This window comes from Vibrio sp. FE10, assembly GCF_030297155.1.
GTDB lineage: Bacteria > Pseudomonadota > Gammaproteobacteria > Enterobacterales > Vibrionaceae > Vibrio > Vibrio apostichopi.
This window is the reverse complement of sequence record NZ_AP028067.1, coordinates 1,713,521-1,739,749: the sequence shown is the minus strand read 5'-3', so window position 1 is coordinate 1,739,749 and position 26,229 is coordinate 1,713,521. Positions and strand designations below refer to the sequence as shown.

Here is a 26,229-nt window from a genome sequence, read left to right as displayed (position 1 = left end):
CTATTTCGACCAATGATAACGCCCTGTGTCTGCATCAATATGACCAATTTGCTTCGCTGGGGTCCCTGCAAAAATCGAATATGGGGGCACATTGGATGTCACTACCGAATTAGCACAAATCAGTGAACATTTTCCGATGCTCACTCCTGGAGTGACAACAACACCAGATGTCAACCAAACACCCTTTTCGATTGTGACCTTTCCGCTTTCCAAATCACTACGACCACTAAAGCTCTCTGTAGTCGGGTCAAATACATGATTAGACGCAACGACAGAAACATGTGGCCCTACCAAAACGTCTTCACCAACCTCCACATCACCATTGATGTAACTGTATAGGCCTATATAACTTCGTGTTCCGATTTGGTTTTCACCAATGCGAACGATAGCTCCTGGAGCAACTCGAACATTATTGTTGGTGAAGCCTAAGATTTTAGCTCTCGACTCGTCATCATGTTTATTATTACTTTGTGTTGTATATAGGGTGAATTTTCTAAATTCCTCATCCGAAAGTTCACCGCCAAATTTTTGTTGAACTGACACATCATCACCTATAAATAAAGGGAAGTAACAGTAACGACTTCCCTCATTGATTATCAATATTTTCACTGACACTAAATAAGCTAAGCCGATAATATTCCTGGGTTAGCTTAATTTTGAAAACCAATATCGAATTGAAAATACATTAATTAAAATGAGACCGAGTCAATGCATACTCGACACCGCGAATCTCAGCTAAGCCTTTTAAACGGCCTATGCAAGAATACCCTGGGTTTGTTTTTTTATTTAAGTCGTCAATAATTTGGTGACCATGATCAGGCCGCATTGGAATTAAATCACTTTGTCCATTATTAGTACGACGATTTTCTTCTTTAAGAAGTGCAAATATCACTTCATACATATCAACATCACCATTGAGATGAGCTGCTTCATGGAAGTTGCCGGGTTCTTCTTCGCGCTTTGTTGAACGTAGATGCGTGAAATAAATTCGATCACCAAAAGTTTCAATCATCTTCACAAGATCGTTATCGTCTCGCACACCATAAGACCCGGTACACATAGTAATACCGTTCATTTTGCTCGGTACACGATGCGCCAAGAATTCGATATCTTCAATCGTAGATACCACTCGCGGTAAACCAAGAATTGGGCGTGGTGGATCATCAGGGTGAATCGCCAACTTCACGCCATATTCTTCACACACTGGGGTGATTTCGTTTAGGAAGTAAACTAAATGTTCACGTAACTTATTACCATCAATGTGTTGGTACTGATCCAATTGCTCTCTAAACTGCTGAAGAGTATAGCCTTCTTCCGCACCAGGTAGACCAGCAATGATATTCGATGTTAGCTGTGCAATTTTGTCATCAGGCATGTTAGAAAAACGAGTTCGAGCAAGTGCAATGTCTGCTTTTGAATACTCTTCATGTGCACCTTCTCGTTCTAGTATGCATAGCTCAAAAACAGCAAAGTCAATATGGTCAAACCTTAATGCTTTTGAGCCATCTGGGAGTACATACTCTAAATCTGTTCTCGTCCAATCAAGAACTGGCATAAAGTTATAGCAAACTGTATCAACTCCGCATTCAGATAAATTGATAATAGATTGCTTATAGTGCTCTATCCATTGAATGAAGTTTCCAGCTTGAGTCTTGATATCTTCATGAACAGGGATACTTTCGACAACTTCCCATGTAAGTGAATTTTCTTCTATTAACTTTTTACGTTTTAGTATTTCTTCTTTAGGCCATATGTCACCATTCTTAATATGATGTAATGCCGTTACGATTCCTGTTGCCCCAGCCTGACGAATATCATTAAGCGTTACAATATCATTTGGACCATACCATCGCCAAGTTTGCTTCATAAGTTATTACCTATTATTAATTTTTTGATGAAGCCTTATTAAGGCTTCATCTGATATTTTATTTAATTAGACAGTGTAAGCTTTTAGTTTTACATCATTTAACTTACCAGCTCGTAGTAATAGCCAAGATATAAACCCGACAATCGCTGCCATTAATACAAATAACATTCTTCCCCACATAGGGTTTGGTATCAGCGTTAATAGAAGAAGCGCGGCACTTGTCGCCAATAACACTCGACCAAGTAAAATGTACTGTTGTCTATCAGCTTCGAAGCTTTGAGGCGAATCTTCGACAATTACTGGAGTTTCTGCATTACTAAAGAACTCTGCGATTTCTTCAGCACGCTTACCTGTTGGCTCTTTATAGAAAAGTTGAGTCAGCAAGAAGAAACCACCTGTGATAATAATGTGCCCTGTTACGCCCATGGTTATCGATTTCATTTCAGCGAATTCACGACTAGACAATGGTTCAGATAAATTAAACAGGCTTTCGATCATTGGTGCATTTGTTGAAGCAATAACGGCTGAAACACAAGCGCCTACTGCAATGGTTGCCCAACATGACCAATCTGGAGTCTTCTTGATAAAGAAACAAAGCAGTGAAGGAATAAGCACAGGGAACGCGACAAGAGTACTCACCATCATAAGTGCATCAAATAGACCAAAATCTTGCAGTTTGCTCATGAACAAGCCACAAACAATAATCAACAAGCCGAATACCACGGTAGAAACTTTACTTGCAAACAAGATCGATTTATCTGATTTGTCTTTTGCCATATAAGGTTCATAAACGTTTTTAATGAATATGCCGGCATTTCTATTTAATGCTGAGTCCATTGACGACATGGTTGCAGCAAACATAGCTGACATCATCAAGCCAACCATCCCAACCGGCATCTCGTTACGAACGAAGACAAAATAGGTGGCATTAGAAATATCTTTGCCTAGAACATCGAGGCCCCATGTAGACATATCTGGGTAATTTCCGCTTACATACCAAGCAGGAAGGAACCAAATGAAAGGCCCAAACGCCATTAGACAACACGCCAGGATTGCCGCTTTACGTGCATTATTAGTATCTTTTGCTGCAATATAGCGGTAAGAATCAATCATATTGTTTGTACTGAAGAACTGTTTGATGAAAATACAGATAAACCAGCCAACAAATAAATAGGTATAGCTATACCCTTCTCCAACAAAACCTTGATCAGGCAAACCCGCTTCTAGGATTGGTGTTACACCACCAGATTTGTATATCGCTACGATTGTCGCTATGAAGGTAACAACAGTAATGATGATCATCTGTATAAAGTCTGACGCAACTACAGCCCAACTTCCGCCGACCAAAGACATAAGAAGTACAACCATACCTGCAGCAACTATCGTTGTTTCAATTGGGATATTAAATACCGCACTTGCAAAGATCGCTAATGCATTCAGCCATAGGGCAGCCTGAAGTACACTCGACGGTACTGTCGCCCACGTTACAACTTGCTCACTAACAGGACCAAAACGTTTGCGAATGCCTTGGATTGGGCTGATAACTCGCATTTGTCGAGCTCTTGCAGCAAAGAATAAGTAGTTACAAAAGTAACCGAGAGCATTCGCAAAAAAGATAACAGATATGGATAAGCCAACATCAAGAGCTTTTCCCATTACGCCAGTAAACGTCATAGCACTCAGTGCTTGAAGAAATGCTGTGGACCCAACCATCCACCACAACATTTTGCCTCCCCCCCTAAAGTAATCACTTGTCGATGACGTTGCTGATCGAAACATCCAACCTACTCCGAGGAGGAAAACGAAGTAGCCTATAACTATAAGTATATCGATATTCATAATGAGCCCTAACCGTGATATTTAAAAACTAAACACCTTTCGCTTTCTTTTATATCGCCCCTAGATATTGGCTGTCAAAATTGGTCTACCAATTGGTTGACGCCTCTCACAAAAAAATAAATCTCTGATGATATGCTGTTTAAATAATACAAATGAATGTTACTCTCTAATGGTAATTTTTATAGCCGTCTGATTTAAAAAATTGGAGCAAGAGTGCAGGAATATGAATAAAAATGTTTTAAATCAACACTTAAAAGAAGAGCAGAGAATTGTTCATATTGGATTAGGGGCTTTTCATCGAGCTCATCAAGCTCTATATACAAGCGAATTGTTAGACAATAAAAAGTCTAACTGGACGATCTGTTCCGTTAACTTATTTGGTTCACAATCGCTTATTCAGCAGTTAAGAGAGCAAGGTCATTGCTACACTGTTTTGGAGAGAGGTGCGACAAGCGAACAAATAAAAATATCAAAGGCAATCACTCAATCCTTACATCCAGATCTAGACGGTCAGTCGACTATCATCGAAAAAATTGCGAATCCAAACATTCGTATAGTCTCAATGACTATCACAGAAAAAGGCTATTGCATTGAACCAAGTACTGGTTGTCTTGATGTTAACAACCGTCTTATCCAGCTCGATCTCGACTCACCTTCTCGTCCAATATCCGCCATCGGTTATATCGTTGAAGGTTTAAGACTCAGAAAAGAAAGGAATATTAATGCGTTCACCGTATTGTCTTGCGACAATATTCAAAACAATGGAGAAGTAGCGAAGTCGGCTATTCTTAGTTTTGCAAAATTGGTCGACTTGGAGTTGTATTCTTGGATAGAGGCTAATGTCACATTCCCAAACACTATGGTTGACCGTATAGTTCCAGCGGCGAGTAAAGAAAGCTTATCTTATATAGAAACAGCTATCGGCTACTCGGATCCATGTGCCATCGCTTGTGAACCTTTTCGACAATGGGTAATAGAAGATAAGTTTGTAATTGGTCGACCAAATTGGGATGAAGTGGGTGCGCAATTTGTCGATGATGTCGTACCTTTTGAAGAGATGAAGCTACGCATGCTAAATGGTAGTCACTCACTTCTTGCTTACTTGGGATACTTGAGTGGTTATAAGTATGTGTCAGAAGCGATTTCAGACCCATATTTTAAGAAGGTGATTCTAGACTTCATGATGAATGAGCAAGCGCCTTCATTGTCGTTACCAAAGGAAACTGACATTGCAGCTTACGCAGATTCGCTGATTGAACGTTTCTCTAACCCAAATTTGAAGCATCTTACCTCTCAGATAGCAATGGACGGAAGTCAGAAATTACCACCACGATTTTGTGAATCTCTCAAATATAACCGTGAAAATGCTGTTCAAACGACTTGGTTAGAGTTGGTCATTGCAGGGTGGATGGCTTATGTGATTGGCACGGATGACAACGGCGATGCTATCGAGGTTCATGACCCAATGGCTGGCGTGTTCAAGCAAATCAAACAAGAAAGTAAAACGCCTCGTGAAGCTGTCGTTTCTTTATTAAGTATTGATAGCATTTTTGAATCAGGCATTCTTGCAGATGCCGAATTCGTAAATAAGATAGTCGACCTTTTCGAACGTATTCAAGAGGTTGGTGCAATGCAAACTTTACATAACTTAACAAAAACACTGAACTTAAAGGGCTAGGCATGGAATACAAAAATAAGTTGATTCGATTTGGTCAAAACCGCGTTTGGCGCTCTTACAGTGGGGGTAAGGTTTTAGACCAAATTAATAACGAAAGCGTTCCGGTCGACTCCCATTTTCCTGAAGACTGGATTGCATCGGTCACTAAAGCTGTTAATCCAGGTCGAGAAACCATCAGTGAAGGTCAATCAACTGCGATTATCGGCGATCACTCACTCGATTTCTCCGAATTATTAGATCTAGATCCTGAGTATTTTTTAGGTAAAGAGCACTTCAGTAGATTCGGTCCTAACCCTATGGTTTTGATTAAGTTTCTAGACTCTTCAATTCGCTTACATTTCCAAGCACACCCAACCAGAGAGTTTGCCCAAAAGCACCTAGATTCAAATTCAGGTAAGGCTGAAGCCTACTATATATTACAAGTTCGTGAAGAAATTGATGATCCTTATATTTATCTCGGATTTCAGACGCCTCCGACTAAAGAAACGTTGAAAGAGATCATTGTTGAACAAGACATTAACCGACTGAAAACTTGCTTCGAAAAAATCAAAGTCTCTCCTGGTGAGTGTTACTTTATTCCAGGAGGAATGCCTCACGCGATTGGCGAAGGCATTCTAATGATTGAGATAATGGAACCATCGGACTGGGCTGTTCGATTTGAGTTTGAGAGAGCCGGTTACACACTTCCTGAAGAAGCTCGCTACATGAAGCGAGATTTGGACTTTTGCCTTGATGTTTTTGACTATTCAGAGAAGTCGGTTGAAGCGGTGACAACTCAGAACAAAAAGACACCTCAACTATTGACAACTTATGCTGACGGCTCGGTAAAAGAGTCTCTCATTGATGACAAAACAACCGACAGATATCGAGTTTGTCGCACAAAAGTCATTAGCAGCATCACCAAATCTGAGAGCGACTTTTATGTCGGTGTTATTACTGCTGGCAGTTGCACGATAAAATTAGACGAAGAAATTTTAGTACTCAATAAGTACGATAAATTTTTCTGTCCGGCTGGCATTGAAAATATCACGATAGAAACAGACGATGGCGTCGAGATTATTGAATGCTACCCACCATTAACAAATTAATCATGAGTTAACGTATTGAAATGGAAACAATAAGCCTTTATTACGACGCCTTTATCTTTGATATGGATGGAACATTAGTAAACTCCGAGCCGCTCAAAGGTCAAGCATTAGCGTTGACTTGTAAAGATTATGGTTCCATCGTTGACTACTGCATTTATCAGCATGTCATGGGTATGAAATGGGAAAATGTCGTTCAGTATTTTTTCAAAATTGGAGGGATTGAGCCAGATGTACAAGAGTTTAACGATAAATTTAAGGAACATTATCAATTACTCCTTTCACAAAGATTATCTATCAATAAAGGTGTTGTTAACCTTCTACAGCAACTAAAATCTTCTGGGAAGCAATGTGCGGTTGTAACTTCTGCGCAACAGTGGATGGCTAACCAAATACTGAAAGATTGTAAACTTGAGCACTTGTTTGATCTTGTCATCGCTAAAGAGCATGTTTCAATGCACAAGCCAGATCCAGAAGCTTATTTGTTGGCGCTATCTAGATTAAATGTAACCGCAGATAAAGCCATTATCTTTGAAGACTCGGCTCCAGGACTTCAGGCTGGTTTAGCTAGTGGTTGTGAAGTCATTGCATTTCAACATTCTTTCAACATAAACAATGATTTTTCAGGTGCGTTAAAAATCATTGATGATTTCTCACTTGTCAGTTAAGGCCAAAATTCTCACCCTAAGTTTATTTGACTTATTGTATGACATATATCACAGCAATTTGTACCCAAATGATATTAAAATAGAAATCCCCCACTCAAAGATAAAGCGCCATATGAACACTACCACCACTCTTGTTTATGACACTTTAAAAAGCCTTGCTGCACACGCTCCTGAGCAGCATGCCGAGATTAGACAGCGATTATATGAGCAGTTGAGCCTGCCATTTAATAAGCAGATCTCGTTATACGCTAACGTTTTGGGCCCGATAAGTTCAGGTAAGTTAGCCGGATGCGACAACATCGACAAAGCGGTCGATCTTGCACTCGAAGTGTTGGAAGGCCGAAGTAAATAACAACGCGACAGTAATAGTTACAGTAACAGTAATAGTTACAGTAACAGTAACAGTAACAGTAACAGTAACAGTAACAGTAACAAGCGTTCTTGAACCAAACGACCCTGCTCTCCCCCGAGCAGGGTCTTTTTTTGACAAGGCAAATCATATCCAAGGCACTCAAATACAAAAAGGCGCAGATTATCTGCGCCTTTGTTTCCATCCCACTTAAATCTCGGTTTCCCTGTCATTAAGCGCTTTTCATATCATTTTCAATTACGACGTCTTGAACTGCGCCACGGCTTTATCCATGTCATGAGCTTGCTCTGCGACCTTATCAACTTCAACTAAACAGTGTTGAGCTGATGCGTTGTTGTCACTTGAGATGGTGTTTAGCTCGGTGATTGAGTCACTCACTTGCGCCATCACAGCACCCTGTTCTTCAATTGCTGATGCAATACGTTCTGAATTGCCTTGAATGCTTTCCATATCGCTTAAGATAAGCTGCAAGCTAGCATCTAGCTCTTCAGAATCTTTAAGTGTCAGCTGACCTTGCTGATTACATTCGCCAATCTCGGTCATTGAAGCATTCATTTGACTCTGTATTGCTGTTACAACGCTGGTGATTTCAGTGGTCGATTGATGCGTTCTACTTGCAAGAGCTCGAACTTCATCCGCAACAACAGCAAAGCCTCGGCCTTGTTCGCCTGCACGCGCTGCTTCAATCGCTGCATTCAATGCCAGCAAGTTGGTTTGCTCTGCAATGCCTTGGATGATGTTTACTGCATCACCGATTTGATCAACATGATGGTTCAGCGAGCTAATTGAGTCTTGGCTGCTTGAAAGACGCTCAGACAACTGAGTAATGTTACTGATGGTGTCTACCACCACTTCACGGCCTTTATCGGCATTCACTTTCGCTTGGTGTACACCTTCAGCGGCAACCGATGTGCTTTCTGAGATCTCGCCAATCGTTAACACCATTTCTTGTACCGATGTGGTCATGGTCGAGGTGTGGTTCGCTTGCACTTCAAACTGCTTGATGACTGATTCAAGCTCATCATGCATGTTCGATGTGCTTTGCGTCAGTTGAAGTGACTTAGATTGCGATGCCGCGATAAGCCCTTCAAGTTGATCAAGTAATTGGTTGAAGTATTGGCCTAGCGTGCTCAGTTCGTCTTTACCGTCTAGGTGTGAACGAATAGACACATCGTTAGAATCGACAATGTTGCGGATTACCGAGAGTAATGACTCAATCTTACCAATGATAGAACGGACGATTAACCAGCTGAACAAAATGATCGACACAAGTAACGTGACGCAAAGGATGTTGTTGATCAGCGACAGTTTATCCATCTCTTGTTGGGTTTCTCGCTCTAACACAGCTGAGAACTCTTTGAATTGAGTTTCAATCGCATGAGAACCTGATCGAGCTTGCCCTAACAGGCCTTCATTATGCTTCATGCCAATCACACGTTTCTGCGCGACGACTTGCTTTGCAGCATCTAAAAGCGAACTTGAACTGCCCGCACTCGAGGTAATAGAAAGCACACTCGGGTCGAATGTGCCCTTTTCAATCAGGTCATTAAACAGGTACAGCTCAACTTTTTGCTCAGCGTTGACTGTTGCACTGATGCTGTCTAACTCTTCATGAAATTGGCCAAGTAAACCTTTGTCTCGTGCTAATCCATACACTTCACTGGCCTTTACTAGGTTAACAAAGCTTGTGTGGTACGTTTCAATATCTTCACGCAAGTGTGTGCTGTTCGCTAGACCCAAATCGTTCAGCACGGCGTTAAGTTCTGATTCAGACGCTAGGAATTTGTTGTAGTTAACATCGAACTTATCGAGGTATTTCAAATCACTGCGCAGCAAGAAGTCTTTCTCGTTTCGGCGAAGGTTGAGCAATCGCACTTCGAGTTCTTTGGTTATTTGTTTGGCTTCGCTCATTTGAGCGGTGGTGTCTGCGAATTGTGAGGTGGTAAACAGCAATGAAATCATGCCGAAAATGGAAAACATTCCCAATGAATAGAGCTTTTTCTTTATATTCATATATGCGACTCGTCTTTACTAAACTAAATATAGGTATCTAAGTGTGGTATGTAACTCGTTCTAATTAGCTCATGCTAACTAACTCGTGTTATCTCGTTATTTTTATCGTTTTTGTCCCAATAATGAGCACGAAACAAGAGGCAATGAAGACCACCAGCCGTACTGTTCTCAATTGCATTTAAACCGCGAATGAGACCTTTCATTAAAGTTAAATTTATCAATAACACAAATTTATTACATGTACATCCGTTGCGTTATAAATTTGGGAGACGGGTATTTGACGGGGCAAGTATACCTCGCACAGTAGGCCACACAAGGTTTTGAATTGAAAGGCTTTAGCGTTTCATTGGCCTTTATATCGCCAATGACAGTATTTTGGCTCATCAGATGAGCCGGAATGAGGTTCAATACCTAGATTTATAAAAAATGGAACGTCTCTATTCGAGTACGATCCATTTGTCTGCATTCGTGACCGGTGATTAGTGATTAGTGATTGTTGATTGTTGATTGTTGATTCAGCTTTCTACTAAAACTAAAACGCTTTAACCATCTTAGTCAGGCATTTCAACAATACGGCTTTCTCATCTTCTTCGATGTCTTGCGTTAGTTCATTAACTAGGTTCAAGTGAAGTTGGTTGTGGTGAACATGGATCTTCTGACCTTCATCGGTCAAGGCCACTACAATCGCACGACGATCCGTTGGGTGTTCATGGCGCTCAATCAACTCTGCCTTAACTAACTTTTCAATTTGAACGGTGAGCGTGCCAGTAGTAATGCCAAGCTTCTCTGCCAGTTCTTTCATTCTTAACGCACCATGCATACCAAGCACTTCGATGGTATGTACTTGCGCTAAGGAGTAACCCGTTTCTTTGACAACAGATTGCTCCCACGAAGACATTTTATCGTAGAACTCAGTCAGTATTTGATTAAGCTGTTCTATATTTCGCATGGCTGTTTGAGTGCACTTCAAGAGTAAGATGGTTAATCTTATCAAACTTGGCGAGCATTTGTTTATATTCAGAGACGCTTTTATCACTGTTTGATTCAAGAGTAATCGCCGCTGAGTAGTGATGCCCGCTCACCTTCCACATGTGTAAGTCGGTTACGGCCGCATAAGGCGCTAAAGCTTGAGTTATGCCGTTACGGTACTCATCGTCGATATTCTGATCGAGCAAGATTGGACTTGTCTGCTTCATTAGGTTCATGGTCCATTTCGCAATCACCACAGCGCCAACCATGCCCATAGCTGCATCTAACCAGTTCCAACCGTAAAACTTACCAAACAACAGTGCCACGATCGCCAGCAGAGACGTCAATGTATCGGCCAAGACGTGCATGTAAGCCGCTCGTAAGTTGTGATCGTGATGATGTCCTTTGTGCTCTGCGTGTTCTTGATGCTCACCATGTTGATGGCTATGTCCCTTATGTTCGGAATGAGAGTGTCCATGATCGTGTCCGTGGTCATGATGATGATTCCCTAGCAAAAACATACTCACAACATTCACCGTCAAACCAATACACGCAACGATAATCGCTTCGTTAAACTGAATCGCTTGTGGGTTAAACAAGCGATGTACTGACTCCACCAGCATCAACAACGCCACAATACCCAATGCAATCGCGCTGGTGTAGCCCCCTAGCACACTGACTTTGCCAGTACCGAAAGAGAAACGTTCACTGTCGGCATGCTTCTTCGCATAACGGTAGGCAAACAAGGTGATACCAAACGCTGCAGCATGCGTTCCCATGTGCCAACCATCGGAAAGTAACGCCATAGAACCGTAAATCGTACCGGCCACGATCTCGACAACCATGGTGATAATAGTTAACAAGAGAACGTAGAAAGTACGCTTTTCACCTTGTTGATTGTGTGAAGAGAAATTGTGTTGATGACGTGTTGGAAAACTCAAAATGGCGTCCTTAGCTCGTATGTTCAATGTTAGGAGTCGTTACTTATCGATCTTGCTCAAAAAAGTGCTTTGACTAACAAGTAGTTTGACTATCAAATCAATAAATGGAATTTAGTTTGATTATCAAACATTGTCAACGATGAATTTTAAGGCTCTGATTTGGATGAGTAATAATGGATGGGGAGCTCTAATTAGCTCGATAGCCTATTGGGGGGAGAAACAGCTGCGCTTTGCAGACACAAAAAAGCCCACACGAGGTGGGCTTAGATAGATCAGATGGCGTTATTGGTTTTGCAACAGAGTAATCTCATCATTTACCCAACCCAATAACTGCTTGGTCGCTTTAGACAACACTTGATTCTGCCTAACAATATAACCAAGACTTGTGCTTGAGAAATTGATTAATGGTGTCACCTTCGATTTCAGGTGCTGCTTGGTTGATATTGCAAACTCAGGAATGATTGCCACCCCAAAACCTGCTTCTGCCCAGTCAATTTGAGCGTCTACACTCCCTACTTCCATGACCCTATGATTGGGTAGATTCAAACTTGGTAAACCTTCATCGATGAAGTCACGGGTTCTCGTATCATGACCTAGTAGGATTAAGGTGAGTTCTGTATCGACACCTTCATCTTCAGACTCGCTTTCTATCGAATTATTTGCGCTTTGGATATCCAAACCATTACCAAGTGCACACCATGAGAGCTCTTGCAGCTTGGTGAAATAGAGTGACTCATTGTGTTGTTCTTTGGCAATAACGAAGCCAAGATCCGCCTGAGCATTCTTAACTAAACTCGATGCCTGAGATGACGTGGTATTCAGCAAAGTTAGGTCGATACCCGGATATTCCGCTTTGAATTTCTGGAAGGGACGAATCAGCAAGAATCGAGAAATGATGTCACTCACAGCGATGGTTAACGTCCCTATTTTAAGGTCGTTAATCGCATTTAGATCGGCCTGGCAAATCTGCAGTTCGAGTAACGTTCTTTGGCTTGTCTCTAATAGCCTTTCGCCAGCTTGAGTCAGTTGAAACGGGCTTCGCTCTATCAACTTTATGCGTGTTTGTTGTTCTAACTGCTTTAGATGCAAGCTCACATTGGGCTGTGTCATATGCAGTGCGTTTGCCGCTTTCCCGAAATGCTTGTATTCCGCTAGCGTCACAAACGTTTTCAACAAATTGATATCAAGCATCATGTCCTCTTTCTTGTCACTTACATCATCCTCTAAAGTGAGGGATGCACCTACATCGTCATTCCCTACAGTGAGGAACGAACGTGATAGGGAATCTCGCTTATGGGTTAAGACTTTAAGGATATATGAAATCCTTATCAAGATAATAAAGATAATTAATTTCTCTTATCCACTTTGCAGGACTAACATAATTTCTCAATCAGTCAGGAGAAAAATTATGCCATCTATTGTTGTTGTAGGCGCAAACTGGGGCGACGAAGGCAAAGGCCGTATCGTTGATTTTTTAGCAGACCAAGCTTCTGCTAGCATTCGCTTTCAAGGCGGAAACAATGCTGGCCATACCGTAGTAAACGACTTCGGTACGTTCAAACTGCACCAACTACCAAGTGGTATTTTTAATCCTGATTGTACAGCGGTTCTTGGCCCTGGCATGGTGATCAGCGCTGCTGCGCTAACTCAAGAGATTGCAGAAGTACAAGCGGCTGGTATCAAAGTTAAAATGGTGATTTCAGACCGCGCGACACTGTGTCTGCCTTTACACGCCCTTGAAGATACGCTTGAAGAAGAGCGTTTGGGTGACGGCGCTTACGGTTCAACACGACAAGGCATTGCGCCAGCGTACGGCGACCGTGTGATGAAGAAAGGTATTCTTGTGGGTTGGTTGAATCAGCCTGAGATCTTAGAGCAGCGCATTCAATTCCTACTTGATTGGAAGATGCCTCAACTGAAGGCTCTATACCCTCAATGTGATTTCACTCAGACTGCTTCTGAAATGACAGAGTGGCTACTTGAAGTGACTAAAGCTTGGCGCCCATTCATTTGCAACGTGACTGAGCCGCTTAAAGCACTGCAATCACAAGACGCGAACCTACTGTTTGAAGCTCAACTTGGTGCAGGCCGTGACCTTGTCTACGGTGAATACCCTTGGACGACCTCTTCTAATGTAACTGCAGCTTACGCAGGTATCGGTAGTGGCTTACCTGCCCTTCGCCCTGAACGCATTATTGCTGTTGCTAAATCGTTCAGCTCGTCTGTTGGTACTGGCACCCTTGTGACTGCAATGGAAGAACAAGACAGCTTCCGCGAAAGCTCTAACGAATACGGTGCAACAACGGGTCGTCCGCGTGATATGGGTTACTTCGACGCGGTAGCAACTCGCAACGGTGTTGACCTGCAAGCCGCGACTGAAATCGCACTGACTAAGATTGACTGTCTGTCTGGTTTATCTGAACTTAAGATTTGTACGGCTTACTCAGGTGAACACACTGAGAACCCAATTTGGCCACAAACAGCTGAACTAAAGCCTGTGTATGAAGATATGGCTGGCTGGAATGAAGACATCACTGGCTGCCGTACCTTTGAGAGCCTTCCTCAAGCAGCACAAGATTACGTAACTCGTATCGAAGAATTGATGGGTGTGCCAATTGTAATGGTATCGGTAGGTCCTGAGCGCGAGCAAATGATCATTCGATCTTAGTTTAGAAAGCTAAACCATCTACATCTACATCTACATCCAAGCCCACACTAGTGGGCTTTTTACGCCTGTCACGAACAGCTAAATCTTGTTCTTCTTGTTGAGGTACATGTTTTCATCGGACGACTTGATTAGATTAATGATATTGAAACTTCGAGAATCCGCCGTACCAAAACCATATGAAAAGCCGAGGGAAACCTCATCATCGCAACGAAAGCCTTCAATGAAATCATCAAATTCAGCGTGAATTTTACTAACCAACTCAGAAGCATAGCCAGCCTCTTCTGAATGTATGACAACGATAAACTCATCACCACCGACTCTAGCCGATATGATGTTGTACTTTGAATTGTTTTTTATGCATGACGCAAAACCAGAGATATAGTCATCACCTTTGAAGTGACCATAGGTATCATTGATGTATTTCAAATTATCTAAATCGAAATACAAACAAACGATCTCGCCATCGCTGATGTTTGCTTTGTTGAATTCATGGAAAAAGCCCCTTCGATTAAGGAGCGTAGTCATGATATCAAAATGACTATTTTTGTATAAAATCCGGCTCTCTTCTTTTAATAAGATTTCAGAACGCAATAGAGTCGATATGTTTTCAATCAAGTTAACTTGGCTTTCTGTATACGTTGTTGGGCTTAAATCAAACACCAAGAGCACCGCAAACACTTCGTCATCGATATCTCTTACCGGGACGCCGCAAAAAGACTTATAGGCATCCGCTCCCTTTGCCGAAACGGATTCTCCACCAGCGTGACCACTCAAATAAACCGTGCGATTTTCGTTATGCACATATTCACAAAAACAGCTAATCCTGCTCTTGTGCTGGTTGCACGATACGTTTGAGGAGCTCCACACACTCTCAGAACCAGAGCAACTCAAATCAGAGATCATGATGATGCCTGCATTCGATGCATCCATTATGTCTCGTATGTTATCCAATATAGATATCCAAGTATCGACATCGATATTTCTTTGCATCCCTTCAGAAGAGATCTTATCAAAAAGCATTAATATTTCTTTAGTATTAGATAGTTAAACTTAATTGAATATTCATTAGTATACGTTGTAACAAAAATTCCAAGAGCAATAATTTAGGGCGGTTATTGCTGAGCACTAAGCACTAAGCATTAAGCAACAACCAAGCCCTACCACTTATTCTATCGGCAGTACCGTATTGGCTAGCAAGCAGATGCCTTTGAGTGCATCTTAATTTTCTAATTCAGTGACATCGTTCGAAGAGGCCCAGATTTCCGAGCGTCGATTACTGGCTCTACCCTCTGAAGTTGCGTTGGAGGCAATAGGCTTACTCTCACCAAACGAACGAGTCACAAGACGATTTTTCTCGACACCATCCGCGATTAAACCGTCCGACGTAGTCAGTGCTCTTTGTAGCCCCAATGCTTGGTTGTAACCTGCTTCGCCAGTGCTATCAGTGTGGCCATCCACCGTAATCGCACTACCGTTAGTCTTTAACTCGCTTGCTAGTTGGCTCAAAGCTTGGCTGCCCATCGGCGTTAAGTTGTGTTGGTCAAAACCAAAATGAAGACGTGCCAACAACCCTTGGCGCTCTTGGTTACTGATCCAAGTCTTACATCCTAACTGGTTCATACCTAGATTGGATTGACTAGCTAACGCCTGTTTTAGCTCACTACTGCCAGACGGCTGCTCTATTTGTAAAAAGCCCTGTCTGTGCTGTGCAATGCCGACGACATCATCAACCGTAACATTGTGTTGATATTCACTGAACGCAGTGTTGCAATAAACGCTGATACCTTCTTCTGCATGAGCGATAAAACTAAATTGCAATGTCGATATAACGATTGAACTGATCATTAACTTTTTCATATTTTCCTCTAGTACAACTTAGTGATTCCGCTTGTTTTTGAGCCTTTACGGATGAGTTCTTCTATCTTTTCAATCAATTCATCTAGGTTAGATACATCGATGATGTCTTCATTTGGGTCGACAACGCAGTCTTGAAAACCACTCTGCTGGGATGCTCGAAAATCAATACCAATGACACCTATGTATAAGCCTGGTATTTCCTCTCTTGCTTTGTCACACATGCCTCTGTCGACTAACCCTCTGAGGATGCCGTTATCAGGGCTCTCCTGCCCGTCACTTAAGATCAGCAGCATCTTGATTTTCTTGTTGTAGACTTGCTGTTCTTCTTGGTCGGAACTGTTCGGGTCACCGTCATGGAGCACCTGAGAACCTCTCAAAATACCTTGAAAAGCTGCAGTACCACCGTCTGCCCACATCGAGTTAATCGGGTTCAAGTCTGAGAGCTTGTTCGATAGGCGAATGTTGGAAAACTGTGATGAGTTTGAAGAACCATGCGCGTTAAATAGACGAGTTCCACTCACATCATAGAAATCAGGCTGTAACCCCGACTTGTCAGTAAACATCGTCGATACCGAACTCGGAAAATCAACGTAGTTGTAGACATCAGCAACGGCGTATCGATCTGCATTGATGACATCCCTTATCCGTTTGGCGTACTTTTGATTATCCGATTTTGGATTTGAACAATATGACTGCCAACTAGCGCAATTAAGCACCTGATTCTGGGTATACGTGCGCCAGTAATCCCAGTTAACATCGTTGTAGGAATAAGGTGATACGTTCGTTTTATAGTTATCTTTGTAGCTCAGCTGGCTGGTCGCATTAGCTTTATTACCCGAGACGATTTCCCTCGTTCGGACGTTAAAAGGCACAAAGCCAACTCGGTTAAGCAGCCTGTCTCCGGTTGTATCTTCTCCCGGTTCGTCACAAACGTATTTCCACTCTCCATCGACATAGTCCTGTTTAATCGATGTGCAAAGAATTTTGCTGGATATTTCATCGATGGCTGTCTTTAGATCGTCGATTTTTATGTGTCGACTTGAGCCCCATCTGTCGTTCATTGAACCGGAAAAGTCCGACACAAAAACTATATCGATGTTGTTGTCACCAAGATAAACAGGGTACTTCCTCGCTAACGAGCGTCCCGCTAAGTCTTGCTGCTGGTCAAACGAAGGGATAAAGCTACTCGCGAACCAAGAGTCATGTGTCGTCTTGGCATTCACTGTGTATTGGATGTATTCCAGAACCCCAGTGCCCTCGTCTTCCGCTTGGTGAAATCGGTCTGCTGAGAGGTTGGTTGATTTGATGTCTCGCACGTAGTTTTCGACATACTTGGTCGCTAACCCACGAGCCTGATCCGGTTGATCTTCAATCGTCACCGCTATGGCAGCGGCCTCTGCTGAATCTCGTAATCGACTGGTCTCTTGTACATAACGTGTGCCTTCAACCGCCCAAAAGGTCATGCCCATGATTGGAACAAGCAATAAGCCCATCCACACCGCGGCAACCCCTTGCTGTCTGTGGAGACTGAGATGCTGGCGATTGATATAACGATCGTGCTGCATTTTCATTTCATTATCTCCCAGGCATGATTGAAGAAGATCCAATCTTAACCGTGGTGCTGGTACCACTGTTGAAGAAGGGCTTGAACCAAGAACTTTGCTCTTCACAAAGACTGATTCGGTACAATGGATAGACAACGCCCTTTTCTATCGGAGCTAGATCTGCATGCTCGAGAATCGAATCGGTTTGGCAATTTAAGCTTCGGTACTTACTGGTTGAGAATTCAGCGACATTAACTTTATTGGTCAATGACTCTATCTTGATCGCCACGTTATCGACTGGTGTATTGAGCATTCGACTTGCCACTTTAGCCATGTCTTCTAACTCTGAATTAGTTACGGGTAGGTTTTGTCCTGCCAGCACGTCGGCTTCAAAGTAACGAGTACGCTCTTTGATCACATTGACTAAAGCAAAGCTGGACCGATCGAGCTTGGCACGCATGAGTAGCTGATGGCTCAAGTCTGCGCCAAACAGATAAACACCCCACAAGGCCACAAGAATGAACAGCAATTCAACGGTAAATGAACCTTGCTGGCGAATCGCGTAAGACACACGTTGTTTACGGCGCATCATCTTCCCACCCCTCGTGTTCTAAGTTCAAAACCATAGTGCTTGAAATATCCCTATCCGCAGCACCGGCCAGTTTAATAACTGGGGTATAGCGGTACGTCACCGTGATCTCGGCTAAGTCGTAATTGAAGTTCAAGCCTTGATCAGAGTGTCCCCTGTTCGCGATGAAATCGTCATAGGTTTTGAAGTACTGACCTTCGATAGAAAACCTTGAGCTATCAATTAAGAAGCTCCATAGATTGTCATCATCTTCGATTAGTGATTTGAACTTAGTTTCGTACTGCTCGTTGATCCCTTCGCCTTCATATATTTTGGTATTCCTGATGGTTTCTCTCAGCGAATACTCGGTCATGTTCACAACGTAGATTTGGTAACTTGATTCGAAGATCGCAAAGGTGGCGAAAAACAGAACAAGCGCACCCAACACAAACTCAATCGCCGTCACGCCCTTCTGTCTATTAAGACGCTTCATCATTAACTCCTAATTGAGTTAATTCAGCGGCGATGCTCTGGATCTCTTCTGCAGAGAAGTCGCCTTTGAGTAGCTTTTTGGCTGAATCGATTTGCTGAGTTTTCATTAGTGCGATAGCTAGGTTCGCTTTAACGATCTTATTCGCAGGGTCTTCTTTTAAAACCGGAGCTAACGTTTCGATTGCCTGTTGGTACTCGCCATTGGCCATTTGAATCATCGCAATGTTGTTCTTAACAACGACATCATCATAACCACGTAAACGGGCTCGGTTGAGCTCTTGGTAAGCTTCATTAAATCTTCCAACTTTGGTATATGACACACCGAGTAAAACGTGAATTTGACCCGTGGTATTCCCCGCATCTACTGAAGCCATATAAGCAGCAATGGCGCTTTCAACGTCATTTCTTGCATCAAACACTTGCCCTTCTAATTGGTACAAGTTGGGGTTTTCAAACCCCTCTTGTTGCAAATGTTGAACATAGAAGTCTGCCGACTCGATATCTCCTTTATGAAAATATGCCCATGCCAGTTTCTCTTTTACCTCTGGGTCTTCGGAGCCTTGCTCTAGCTCGGATTTGTAATAACTAATCAAGCCGTCATAGTTCTTCACTTTTTCCATGCTAGTCACGTTGCCAAGCTGCAGGTCTTGTGGTGAAGGGGCCGATTGACAGCCCGCCAACACACTCATCGACAACAAAATGAGACAAAAACGTTTTCCAATCACTCGTCGTCTCCCTATATATTCAATGTCATTTGCATGATGCTCGGCGCGAGAATCAAGATAACGATCGGAAACATGATGAAAAGGATCAAAGGGACACTCATCTTCGCGGAGAGCTTACCTACCTTTTCCTCGACCGTAAGAATTTGGACTTTTCGCATGTCCTCTGCGAGATCACTTAGCACCTGAGCAACGGATGTACCGTATTGCAGGTTTTGAATGATGGTCAGTACAAAGCTTCGTACTGGAGGCGTTGGGATACGTTCACTCAGATCATTGAGCGCCTTTTCTAAACCGTGTATTTTCGCAGAATCGGATGTGCGCTTAATCTGGTAGCAAAGATCTGAGTCAAATTCAGCCAGCTCTTTGCCCAAATAAACCAACGCCGCTTCAATCGTCATGCCGGTTTGAACGCATACCGACATCATGTCGAGCAAATATGGCAGTTGAGCTGAGGTTCGGCTGATCAACATCTTTCGGCGCATTTGAAGCATGGTATCTGGGACGACAATGACGCCGATCAACGAGAAAATAACCACGATCAGTTTGTTGGTTGATGTCATGTCCCCTAACAATACCAAGCCTGAAACCAACGCTAATACCAACAACTTGGCCGGAAAATAGAATTTGGCCCAATCCGTGTTGTAATAACCCGCCTCAATCATTTTTTGCTCGAGTTCTTGTCGGTGTTCTTTACCAAAACGAACAAAAAAGCGATTTACGCGCGAAGGCGCACGAGCTGAATTATCCCCGATATAGAGCGCAACCTTCTTATGTCGTTGCTCTTTACGAATCGAATCAACAATCAAAAACAGTAACGAAAAAAACAACACAATAAGGGAAGCCAGTAACATCATGCGCGTACCCCTCTTACTAATAACCAAACAAGGAATAAACCGAAAAGCTCACTACCCAATACGTAAAACAGCACCAGCCTTCCCTCAGGGTCGTAGAGAACAAACTCCACATTATCTGGATTAACGTAGTTAAGAATGAGCATAAAAATCAAAGGTATCGCGGCAACAATTTTGGCAGAGATTCGAGCTTCCGAAGTCATCGCCATCTTCTTTTTCTCTAGTGTTCGAGAATCCACCAGCACTCGGATCAACCGGGCTAACACACCTTTGAGTTGCCCGCCTCGCGCGATATTCGCTCTGATCGTCACGGTAAAGAAAAGAAATTCCGGATAAGGATAGTTTTTGCACGAACGTTTAAGCACCACTTCTGGAGACTCACCCAATTTCAGTCGGTCACCCATTAACTTAAATTCACGACCAATTGGGTTGTGCATCACATCGCCTACATAACCGATAGCTTGCATTAAGCTGTCACCGGCCGTTACCGCACTCATTAGAATGTTCAGCGCATCAGGGAACGTATTCTCAAATTCTCGACGTCTTCTTGTGACCAGGAATCGATAACCGCAAAGGGTAAACACCATAGATGAACCCAGTACAAACCACGTATTAGTGATTGATAACAACTCAACAACGATGTACCAAGATGCGATGATGCTACCCGTAATATAGAGCGCGATGTATAAAGAAGAGCGTGGACCTAACACCATCAAGGTGGGTGACACAGACTCTTTGAGTTTTTGCCAGTTTTGCTTACGTACCAATGACTTGACGTTAATGGCATTGAAGTTTTCAGCTTCTACTTCTTCAATATTGAAAAACTGATTGACCTTTTTTACCTTTGAATCTCGGATCAAAAGCAACACAAACGCAAAGAGGATTAACGAAAGCCAAAGCATGCTAGGCCCCCTTAAACGATGCTTTCAGCTCTTCGTAGAGCCCGAAGAATTGCGCTTTTTTCACAAGCTCAGATCGCTGCATAATGCCGTCGGTGACAAATTCGCCTTTAACGGTTTCTCCGTAGTGCGCGTCGTCATAACGAAAACGATAAATCTCTTCCATCACCACGCTGTCGCCTTCTAGGCCGACGATTTCCGAGATGCTTGTGATCTTGCGAGACCCATCGCGCAGCCTGTTAACCTGAACAATCATTTGAACGGCACTCACGATCGTTCTTCTAATCGCATCCAGAGGCTGATTTAGGTTCGCCATCATCACCATCGATTCAACACGAGCAATGGCATCGCGCGGGGTATTGGCGTGCAACGTAGACATCGACCCATCGTGTCCGGTATTCATGGCTTGCAGCATTTCGAACGCTTCAGAGCCACGACACTCCCCGAGGATAATACGGTCTGGACGCATACGAAGTGCATTGATTACCAACTCACGTTGAGTCACTGCCCCAGTTTGTTCAACACTTGAGGTTCGCGTTTCCAGTCGAACTAAATTGGGTTGTTGCAGACGCAGTTCAGCCGCATCTTCAATGGTAACGATACGTTCATCTTCTGCGATGTATTGAGATAGCGCGTTAAGCAATGTGGTTTTACCTGAGCCGGTACCGCCAGAAATCAACACATTGATGCGACAGCGTGAAGCGATCATCAGCACTCTCGCCATATCTGGAGACATAGACCCGAAGCCAATCAAATCTTCAAAGCCGATGTTCTGCTCTCTGAACTTACGAATAGAGATCGAAGTACCATCCAACGAAATGGGAGGAATCACGATGTTCACACGGCTGCCGTCTTCTAACCTGGCGTCGACTGTCGGTGAAAGTTCATCGACACGTCTTCCGACACGTGAGGCAATACGCTTAGCAATGGCTAACAACTGCTCTTCATTTACAAACGAGACTTCGGACTTTTTCACCTTGCCGTGTCGTTCGAAAAAGATGTTGTTGGGCCCGTTCACCATGATATCGGAAATAGACTGGTCTTCGACCAAGGGCTGTAAAGGTCCCAAACCAAACAGTTCATCAATCAGGCTTTTCACCAAGCCTGACTTCATCATCGAGGTGATCGGTCTTTGGTAGCTATTCGCCAACAAATCAACCGCCGCTTGTATCTGCGATTCAAGGTCTCGACGGCTCATTTTCTGAACCGCTTCTGCATCTAGGGCTTCAAAAATCTGGCCACGAAACGCGAGGTATAAGTCTTTGTTAGAACTCATTTAGCACGCACCTTTTTCAACCAAGAATTCATACCCTTCTGATCCATCGGCTGACCATTAATCAGCTTCACCAGTTGTTCCATAGAACGACTAATGTGACGGTCGTGCTTATGGCCGCGTTTACCATCGATAATGATGTGCGCTAACGCTTTGCAGTAATCGACTTCGAGGTCAACATTGGTGCCTAAATACTTAATCAGATCGGGCTTTTGTAAGACGTAGGCACTTTCCGGGCGATGGTAGTTCACCACGGTAATCAGGCGAGTACGCGACGATAGCGAAAGCTGTAAGTTGGAGACTTTTTCATACAGTCGTTTTGCACTTCTTACTGAAGAGACTGACGCGTCCAACACCAGCACAACCACGTCGAAGTTTTCTACCAAGAGTTGAGGTTCAACTTTGAAATCCACGCCACCAGAAAAGTCTTCAATAATGAAATTGGTGTTGCGCGCTAACAGCTCACACAAGGTTTGGTTGTAATTAAGAACATCGATTTGACTCATGTCGCCATCAATCGCTAACAGACGTAAGTTCTTGCGAGCATTGATTAGGTAACTCAACGCCCCTTCTTCATCCATTTCATGCAATGGCGCAGTGAACTCATCGATGGTTCTCGGCTTAAAGTCTTTTAGGCCGAGCAAGACATCAATGTTGGTATCCGCATATTGATGATCGACGAGAATCGTATCCGAGCCTTGAGTCGACAATAGTGAACTCAACTCAGTTGCTAAAAACGATGCGCCCACGCCGCCTTTTGAACCGACAATCGCCACTCGCTTCGCTTTGCGTTTTTGGCTCACACCAGAGAAAGTCTTAAGGTTCTTACTTACGTGGTTTAAGAAGTCAGCAAATTCCTGCTTATTCACTGGCCAGAACACGTAGTAAAAACCCATGTCTTTAAGCGAACGAAGCGTAGAAATCGCATCCTCTTTACCAATCACAACCACCCCTTTATGCGTGGGTAGTTTACTGGCAAAGGATTTAGCGTCTTCAACCACATTGGTCGATTCATTAAGCTCTAGAATCACAATGTGGCTACTTTGTTGTTCTGTTAGCTTGGTCAAGCCGGCTTTGGCTTTAACGCATGCAGGGTCATTCCATCCTTCAAATCGAAAGACTTCTTGAACAAGGTCTAAACACTCTTGAGATTGGTAGAACAAAGTACATCCGGCAACACCTGTCGTTCCGGTCTGAACTGGCTTGGCCTTTGTTGTTAACGCTTTAGTTAGGTCAAACATTATTGCTCTCCTACCAATCGAGACTTGTAAGCCACTTGCTTCAAACGCATCGATTCCGCAAAGCAGTCTGACTGCCTCAACCGAACGTGAATCTGTGCTGGCGCGCATTCTTGAGTCTTCAAACGCGTTAAGGTCACCTGAATCTTTAAGTCGCTCGGTAACAACTGAGCGCTTCGATACGAGACTCTTTGTGGCGCGATGACATGCGACGGATATTGATCGAAAATCGCCTGCAGCATCTGTTTGCTACGGTTTGATTTGTAATCCACGACATAAGTGGCTTCTTTGTCCGTTGATTCAATATCTTGAATCAAAGCAGTGATCTGTTTAGTCGTTTCCGAACGATTTTTTATCGCAAAATCAAAACTGTGGTGCTCTTTGTACACCAAGGCTTCAGCACCATGACCAACAAAATATTGCTCAGAGGCGCAGCCTAAAAGTGACGTGGTAAATAACGCCATTAATAGTAATTTCTTCATTGGATAAACCCTCCTTGCGACAACAGACGAATCGTTGCATCGGAAGAGGTCACCGACTTGCCATCCCACTTAATGTTTAGCCAACGCGCCAAAGTTGAGGTCTTCTTGATGTAAGGGAGTTGAATGTCTTTCGGTTTCATCGGTTCAACAAGATTCACGGTAGCAACGATGATCAATTCAGTTCGTTTTCTTTCTGTGGTTGCTTTGCGGAAGGCTGCACCCAAGACTGGTATATCGCCCATAAAAGGGATCTTTTGCATTTTTTCCAAATCAGCACTGCTCATCAAGCCACCAAGCACGAAGCTATCGCCATCGGCTAACTCAACGGTTGTCATCGCTCGTCGTGAAGCCAGTTGCGGTACTTTGATGCCAGCCGCTTCTACATAGCCTTCTACTTCGCTCACTTCTGGCGCGAGTTGCATTCGGATTCTGTCTTGGCTAAGCACTTTCGCAGTAAGATCGAGTTTGATACCGAACTCTTTGAAAGAAATGTTCACGTTGCTGCTGGTCGACACGATAACGGGCACTTCGCCGCCCACAAGGAAACTTGCTGACTCACCGGACAACACGGTCAAGTTGGGCTCGGCCAATACCTCTGCGATCTGGTCATTGCCTAATGCCGTGATTAACGTGCTGAGGTTTGCAGCATCGAACTGGTCGAAGACAAATTCGCCAACACTTGAACCTACGGAACTCCAGTCGACACCAACGGTTTGTCCAAATGATTCGGTGACTTGAGCCACTGATATTTTGACGTTCACTTGCTGGGTCGTTGCAACTTCAATGCGTTCAATGATCCCTTCCCACGTCATATTGCGGGCAAACACCATGCTTTCGGGTTCTTCATAATTTGAGCTATCGGACTTAAACTCCAGCTTCACCGTTTTGTCCCATTTCTCTGTTTTTTCTCGTCCAAGCAGAGTGGCAACCAAACGATAGATGTCGTCACGAGTCGCTTCGGAATCAACAAGACCACTCACTGCGACTTGCTCTCCCACAGACTGAATCTTGACTTTGGCATCGGGGAAATGAAATTTGAGTTGACGTCTGATATCCGTTAAATCCAGATCAACAATAATGCGGTCTGAAAGCAGAACATCACCATCAATGCCGTAGACAATCAGTCGTGCTTGCCCAATAGCATTGGCGAACACAACGATCGTGTTGTCGTTGATTATTTTGTAGTCGACGATGTCAGGGTTATTAATAAACACTTGGCCAATCGGACTTTTTAACTGGATGTGCTGACCATCGTTGAGCGTGATGGAGCGATCGGCGGCAAAAGCGTTTGTTATAGAAAGTAAGCCAATCAGTGGCGCTAGAATGGAAGCAAACAGTACTTGTTTGATTCGATGGTGAATCATCATCACAAAGCCTCTCTCGGGTTGCTTTCGTTACCACGTAACTCAGAAATCCCTGTATAGTTATCGATAATATTGCGCACCTCCGCGAACTCGGGTTGCGTGTAGGTTTGGCTTCGGTAAATTTCGATGTGCATTGTTCGTTGTGCTAGCGCAAGCTTTAGTAATTCGTCGGGGCTAACTTCGATGACCACCGTAGTCAGTCCATCCTCTTTACTCGGAGCGCGAGCAGTAATAGAACTGTCGCCAGTTGCGTCATTGCCAATGTTGAGCACTTTTACATTTTTAAGAAACATTGAAGCCTTCACACCCCTAAAGCGCTTCGGCTTATCGATAATTCCGGCTAAGTTGTCGTTTGGAGAACTCACAGTGAGGATATCGATGGACGTTCCAGGGCGGATGTAATCGTTGATTAGGTTTTTGTCACTGACTTTAAGTGGGTATAACGTCATGCCTTCCGTGATCAAAAGGTCGATGTATCCGGGTTGGCCTGGCGTCACTTGATATTCAGGCAGTACAACCTCACCTGCGTTAAGGCTGCGATTGAGCAAAATGGAGGGCGAAAAGCTGATTTGTGCATCTTCTCTGACACCAAGCGTTAATGCTTCACTAAGAGGGAGTTGTTGTTTTACGACACCTTGCGCATCGATCGCACGTCCTTTTTCATAAGGTTCCGTGGTCATCCAAACGGCAACATGCTCTTCATTTTTATCTTCCACCACTACAGCGGTCGTTGTCGGTTGAGGTTCACTCTTCAACAAATCGACAACGCCTAGCGCGCCCACTATTAAGGCAGCAATGGCAACAAGTAATACCAGTCGAGATCTCATAATGTTCTCAT

Annotated in this window: 25 protein-coding genes; 5 read left to right on the top strand and 20 right to left on the bottom strand. The window is 43.4% G+C overall.

All coding sequences use genetic code 11. The features are described 5' to 3' along the window. The 3 genes from QUF19_RS07930 to QUF19_RS07920 form a co-directional block, all read right to left on the bottom strand. Entirely contained in the window at positions 1 to 543 is a 543-nt protein-coding gene (locus tag QUF19_RS07930) for an acyltransferase (protein WP_286298450.1), read from the bottom strand. Positions 544 to 685: 142 nt separating this feature from the next. Further along, positions 686 to 1,867: a mannonate dehydratase gene (gene uxuA, locus QUF19_RS07925; protein ID WP_286298448.1), complete on the bottom strand. Its 1,182-nt coding sequence runs from the start codon at positions 1,865 to 1,867 to the stop codon at positions 686 to 688. A gap of 66 nt (positions 1,868 to 1,933) precedes the next feature. Continuing rightward, positions 1,934 to 3,706 carry a sodium:solute symporter family transporter gene (locus QUF19_RS07920; RefSeq protein WP_017075019.1) on the bottom strand — a complete coding sequence of 591 codons (1,773 nt, stop codon included), beginning with the start codon at positions 3,704 to 3,706 and terminating at the stop codon, positions 1,934 to 1,936. Positions 3,707 to 3,929: 223 nt separating this feature from the next. On the opposite strand from QUF19_RS07920, the gene QUF19_RS07915 reads away from it, so the two are divergent. From QUF19_RS07915 to QUF19_RS07900, 4 genes are all read left to right on the top strand, one after another. Further along, positions 3,930 to 5,384 carry a mannitol dehydrogenase family protein gene (locus tag QUF19_RS07915; RefSeq protein WP_286298440.1) on the top strand — a complete coding sequence of 485 codons (1,455 nt, stop codon included), beginning with the start codon at positions 3,930 to 3,932 and terminating at the stop codon, positions 5,382 to 5,384. A 2-nt stretch (positions 5,385 to 5,386) separates the two neighbouring features. Continuing rightward, the gene (locus QUF19_RS07910) at positions 5,387 to 6,472 is read left to right on the top strand and encodes a class I mannose-6-phosphate isomerase (RefSeq protein WP_286298439.1); all 1,086 of its coding nucleotides are present in this window, start codon (positions 5,387 to 5,389) and stop codon (positions 6,470 to 6,472) included. A 20-nt stretch (positions 6,473 to 6,492) separates the two neighbouring features. Continuing rightward, the gene (locus tag QUF19_RS07905; RefSeq protein ID WP_286298437.1) at positions 6,493 to 7,137 is read left to right on the top strand and encodes an HAD family hydrolase; all 645 of its coding nucleotides are present in this window, start codon (positions 6,493 to 6,495) and stop codon (positions 7,135 to 7,137) included. Between the two features lie 112 nt (positions 7,138 to 7,249). Continuing rightward, on the top strand, positions 7,250 to 7,489 hold the full coding sequence (locus QUF19_RS07900; RefSeq protein ID WP_135458504.1) for a PAS factor family protein: 240 nt from the start codon (positions 7,250 to 7,252) through the stop codon (positions 7,487 to 7,489). Between the two features lie 255 nt (positions 7,490 to 7,744). On the opposite strand, the gene QUF19_RS07895 is transcribed toward QUF19_RS07900, so the two are convergent. The 4 genes from QUF19_RS07895 to QUF19_RS07880 form a co-directional block, all read right to left on the bottom strand. Continuing rightward, entirely contained in the window at positions 7,745 to 9,469 is a 1,725-nt protein-coding gene (locus QUF19_RS07895; RefSeq protein ID WP_286298847.1) for a methyl-accepting chemotaxis protein, read from the bottom strand. A 583-nt stretch (positions 9,470 to 10,052) separates the two neighbouring features. Next, positions 10,053 to 10,469: a MarR family winged helix-turn-helix transcriptional regulator gene (locus tag QUF19_RS07890; protein ID WP_017059185.1), complete on the bottom strand. Its 417-nt coding sequence runs from the start codon at positions 10,467 to 10,469 to the stop codon at positions 10,053 to 10,055. Then, positions 10,447 to 11,430, bottom strand: a complete 984-nt coding sequence (gene dmeF / locus QUF19_RS07885) for a CDF family Co(II)/Ni(II) efflux transporter DmeF (RefSeq protein WP_286298428.1) — start codon at positions 11,428 to 11,430, stop codon at positions 10,447 to 10,449. Before dmeF ends, QUF19_RS07890 begins: the two co-directional genes overlap by 23 nt. A 282-nt stretch (positions 11,431 to 11,712) precedes the next feature. Continuing rightward, positions 11,713 to 12,624, bottom strand: coding sequence for a LysR family transcriptional regulator (locus QUF19_RS07880; protein WP_286298425.1), 912 nt, complete (start codon positions 12,622 to 12,624; stop codon positions 11,713 to 11,715). A gap of 214 nt (positions 12,625 to 12,838) precedes the next feature. Here QUF19_RS07880 and QUF19_RS07875 point away from each other — a divergent pair, with 214 nt between their 5' ends. Beyond that, entirely contained in the window at positions 12,839 to 14,098 is a 1,260-nt protein-coding gene (locus QUF19_RS07875; protein WP_286298422.1) for an adenylosuccinate synthase, read from the top strand. Positions 14,099 to 14,176: 78 nt separating this feature from the next. Here QUF19_RS07875 and QUF19_RS07870 read toward each other — a convergent pair whose 3' ends face one another. From QUF19_RS07870 to cpaB, 13 genes are all read right to left on the bottom strand, one after another. Further along, positions 14,177 to 15,118 carry a sensor domain-containing diguanylate cyclase gene (locus tag QUF19_RS07870; RefSeq protein ID WP_286298419.1) on the bottom strand — a complete coding sequence of 314 codons (942 nt, stop codon included), beginning with the start codon at positions 15,116 to 15,118 and terminating at the stop codon, positions 14,177 to 14,179. Positions 15,119 to 15,316: 198 nt separating this feature from the next. Next, the gene (locus QUF19_RS07865) at positions 15,317 to 15,955 is read right to left on the bottom strand and encodes an OmpA family protein (RefSeq protein ID WP_286298416.1); all 639 of its coding nucleotides are present in this window, start codon (positions 15,953 to 15,955) and stop codon (positions 15,317 to 15,319) included. 8 nt (positions 15,956 to 15,963) lie between these two features. Then, positions 15,964 to 17,520, bottom strand: coding sequence for a TadE/TadG family type IV pilus assembly protein (locus QUF19_RS07860; protein WP_286298846.1), 1,557 nt, complete (start codon positions 17,518 to 17,520; stop codon positions 15,964 to 15,966). 10 nt (positions 17,521 to 17,530) lie between these two features. Then, positions 17,531 to 18,088 carry a tight adherence pilus pseudopilin TadF gene (gene tadF / locus QUF19_RS07855; protein ID WP_286298844.1) on the bottom strand — a complete coding sequence of 186 codons (558 nt, stop codon included), beginning with the start codon at positions 18,086 to 18,088 and terminating at the stop codon, positions 17,531 to 17,533. After that, on the bottom strand, positions 18,078 to 18,560 hold the full coding sequence (locus QUF19_RS07850; protein WP_286298843.1) for a TadE/TadG family type IV pilus assembly protein: 483 nt from the start codon (positions 18,558 to 18,560) through the stop codon (positions 18,078 to 18,080). The genes tadF and QUF19_RS07850 overlap by 11 nt, the downstream gene beginning before the upstream one ends. Further along, positions 18,547 to 19,248: a tetratricopeptide repeat protein gene (locus QUF19_RS07845; RefSeq protein ID WP_286298842.1), complete on the bottom strand. Its 702-nt coding sequence runs from the start codon at positions 19,246 to 19,248 to the stop codon at positions 18,547 to 18,549. The genes QUF19_RS07850 and QUF19_RS07845 overlap by 14 nt, the downstream gene beginning before the upstream one ends. A 47-nt stretch (positions 19,249 to 19,295) precedes the next feature. Further along, complete coding sequence (locus tag QUF19_RS07840; protein ID WP_102291571.1) at positions 19,296 to 20,138, bottom strand: type II secretion system F family protein; 843 nt, start codon at positions 20,136 to 20,138, stop codon at positions 19,296 to 19,298. Further along, a complete protein-coding gene (locus QUF19_RS07835; protein ID WP_076671770.1) occupies positions 20,135 to 21,037 on the bottom strand; it encodes a type II secretion system F family protein in 903 nt (300 codons plus the stop codon). The genes QUF19_RS07840 and QUF19_RS07835 overlap by 4 nt, the downstream gene beginning before the upstream one ends. Position 21,038: 1 nt before the next feature. Further along, positions 21,039 to 22,310 carry a TadA family conjugal transfer-associated ATPase gene (locus QUF19_RS07830; protein WP_004733950.1) on the bottom strand — a complete coding sequence of 424 codons (1,272 nt, stop codon included), beginning with the start codon at positions 22,308 to 22,310 and terminating at the stop codon, positions 21,039 to 21,041. Continuing rightward, entirely contained in the window at positions 22,307 to 23,548 is a 1,242-nt protein-coding gene (locus QUF19_RS07825) for a CpaE/TadZ family protein (protein WP_286298394.1), read from the bottom strand. The genes QUF19_RS07830 and QUF19_RS07825 overlap by 4 nt, the downstream gene beginning before the upstream one ends. After that, entirely contained in the window at positions 23,548 to 24,027 is a 480-nt protein-coding gene (locus QUF19_RS07820) for a hypothetical protein (protein WP_286298392.1), read from the bottom strand. Before QUF19_RS07820 ends, QUF19_RS07825 begins: the two co-directional genes overlap by 1 nt. Beyond that, on the bottom strand, positions 24,024 to 25,394 hold the full coding sequence (locus QUF19_RS07815; RefSeq protein ID WP_286298841.1) for a type II and III secretion system protein family protein: 1,371 nt from the start codon (positions 25,392 to 25,394) through the stop codon (positions 24,024 to 24,026). The genes QUF19_RS07820 and QUF19_RS07815 overlap by 4 nt, the downstream gene beginning before the upstream one ends. Next, complete coding sequence (gene cpaB / locus QUF19_RS07810; protein WP_286298390.1) at positions 25,394 to 26,218, bottom strand: Flp pilus assembly protein CpaB; 825 nt, start codon at positions 26,216 to 26,218, stop codon at positions 25,394 to 25,396. The genes QUF19_RS07815 and cpaB overlap by 1 nt, the downstream gene beginning before the upstream one ends. Positions 26,219 to 26,229: the final 11 nt, after the last annotated feature.